The following is a 2,455-nucleotide window of genomic DNA, read 5'->3' as shown; positions in this document are numbered from 1 at the left end:
ATCTTTAAATTTGTTAATGGTTTCCGATAACCACAAAACACTTTGCTTATCCGCTTCTTTAGCGTCCTCGAATGTGATTTCTCTAGATTCAAAATCACTACCAGGCTTAGTTTGAGTTTGATGGACGTTCAATAGCATATAACGACCCAAATCTAACCAAGAAAACATTTCTCGAAGGAAGTTTCGTTCTAAATCAGGGAAAGCACCACCCTGTGCGTTAATGATAACCACCTCTGAACTCTCGTTACCATACGACTCAAAATTTTCCGAATCCAAATTAATCTGTTCCCACTTTGAAAAAGAACAACCAAAGAGCAAAACCACAGATAACGATAAAAAAATATTGAATATTTTAATTTTGTTCATAAAAATAAGCTCTCAAAGTTTTAGCATTAAAAATTACCCTATAACAATAAACTCATGTTCCATTTAAATGGTTCTAAAGTTCATAGGCCCAACTCATAAAAAATGAACGATGTCTATTTAAGATGATCCCAAGAAATGTTGGATACCAGATGGCAATCATCACACTTGAAATAGAAAATATCGTGGATTGGCGCATCTAACAGCCATTCACCACCACATTGTGGGCATTTGCGCTCTTTTTCATCTTTCAGGCTGATCCCACCGACACGATATAAGTAGTAGTAAGTTGGAATCTTAGTCAGAAATTCAATGCGCCCTCTTAGACCCCAACCGCGTTTAAACAACACACTCTTAGTATCACTGATCTCGGTTAGCGTTGCATGTTCAGCACGGCAACCACCACCCATTTGCACTTCATCACAGGCTTGCCATTCGGTCTGCCATTTCAGTACGGCTTTATGATCGCCATTAAATGTCGGCGGGTTACGATATAGTGGAATAGGCAACAAGCTGTCGCCACTGCGCAGCGGTGAACAGGTATGCACGAACGTCGTGTACAACACTTGCCAGCTCGGCGTTTCATCTTCGGCTACTTCTTCGGAGTTAAGATCTCGGCCAAGCAGACGCATCTTAGGCGCTAATAAACTCGCCGCAGATAAGCGCTCGAAACAGACTTTGACGAAGTCTGAATGATTACGTGGGTGTAAGCTATCTTGCTCCGGACACACAACGCGAACATAGAATTCACCGTCACCCATCACGATTGGAAACTCACGACCTAACACTTGTCCGTTATAACGAAGTGCATCCATTAAGCCATTAACCGCCTTATCGACAGCGCTTACCGTTGTGTTATCAAAACACTCAAATTGAAGTTCTAGTACGTACATCTATTTATACCGCTGGTTGTAGCTTTTCTAAAAATTCTGCCAATGTCTCGGCTAGTACATCACGATTTTTGGTGCCTAAGCGCTCTAGGATTACGTTACCCGTTAGGTTACAGATAGAGATAACATCCAGTTCAGCATCAGTCGCGGCAATGAAAACCGTTGGTTTTAGCTTCAAACGACGCTGAGTCACTAGGTGTCCTAAGATGTTTTCTTGTAGGCATTCGAAATCTTCATCACTCCAAATCTGTAACAGAGTCAGTTCGTTACCATCAAAAGTCGCGTTCATATCCGCACTAAATTGTGCGCCGTAGAAAGTCTTGACGTCTTCATGCAGAGTCAACTCAATACCCGTTTCAACATTGGTGAAATCTGCGAATTGCTCACGTGGATAGTGTTTCCACAACACGGCATCACCACTCTTTTCTTCTACGCATGGCGATACGATGTCCACTAACTCCTCATTACGAGGTAAGCTTTGGTGTTGCTGCTGCCACGCGTCAACGTATCGCTGACTGAAAGAAAGTAGTGCGTCTTGAGCGCGTTGAGTCATGAAAATCTCCTAAACACAAAATAATAAATAGAATCCGAGCCCTTTCCGTGCCGATTAAGCGATGACTTAATGACAGGATAATGGGGATTCAGTAAAATCGACCCCATTCTAATCGAATTTGAAACGAAAGTATGAGCAAATATTCTGACGCAAAAGAGCTAGCGGGTTTAACCCTAGGCCAAAAAACTGAGTACTCTAACCAATACGATGCAAGTTTATTGCAACCAGTACCTCGTAGCCTTAATCGTAATGATCTTGCGCTAAACGGAGAGTTACCTTTTGTTGGTCATGATATTTGGACGATGTACGAGCTTTCGTGGCTAAACACCAATGGCTTACCACAAGTGGCTGTTGGTGAAGTGTTCATTCCGGCAACTAGCCAAAATTTGATTGAGTCAAAATCTTTCAAGCTGTACCTAAACAGCTACAACCAAACTCAGTTTGAAAACTGGGATCAAGTCACTGAGCGTCTAACTCAAGATTTGTCAGCATGTGCAGGCGAATCTGTGATTGTGAATGTAAATTCAGTAACCGATTACACCAACCAACCTATCGTGACGATGGAAGGTGACTGTATCGACAATCAAGACATCCAAATCACGAGCTATGATTTTGAAGCGTCACTGCTTGAAGGGGCTGCTGGCGAGCA

General features: G+C 42.4%; 2 protein-coding genes and 2 pseudogenes. 1 reads left to right on the top strand and 3 read right to left on the bottom strand.

Going from position 1 to position 2,455, the window contains the following annotated elements; all coding sequences use genetic code 11:
- The 3 genes and pseudogenes from AB4653_RS09175 to syd all read right to left on the bottom strand — a co-directional run.
- Positions 1 to 366 (bottom strand): annotated as a pseudogene (locus AB4653_RS09175) (hypothetical protein); the annotation flags it as partial.
- Between the two features lie 113 nt (positions 367 to 479).
- Positions 480 to 1,256 (bottom strand): Zn-ribbon-containing protein, encoded by a 777-nt coding sequence (locus AB4653_RS09170; RefSeq protein ID WP_009847452.1) that lies wholly within the window; start codon positions 1,254 to 1,256, stop codon positions 480 to 482.
- A gap of 4 nt (positions 1,257 to 1,260) precedes the next feature.
- Positions 1,261 to 1,806, bottom strand: a complete 546-nt coding sequence (syd, locus tag AB4653_RS09165) for a SecY-interacting protein (protein ID WP_009847453.1) — start codon at positions 1,804 to 1,806, stop codon at positions 1,261 to 1,263.
- A gap of 131 nt (positions 1,807 to 1,937) precedes the next feature.
- Here syd and queF point away from each other — a divergent pair.
- Positions 1,938 to 2,455 (top strand): annotated as a pseudogene (gene queF / locus AB4653_RS09160) (NADPH-dependent 7-cyano-7-deazaguanine reductase QueF); the annotation flags it as partial.

Origin of the sequence: Vibrio sp. 10N.222.48.A3 (assembly GCF_041475345.1) — a bacterium.
Taxonomy (GTDB): domain Bacteria; phylum Pseudomonadota; class Gammaproteobacteria; order Enterobacterales; family Vibrionaceae; genus Vibrio; species Vibrio tasmaniensis_A.
Note: the sequence above shows the minus strand (reverse complement) of the source record. Positions and strands in the feature narration are given on the sequence as shown.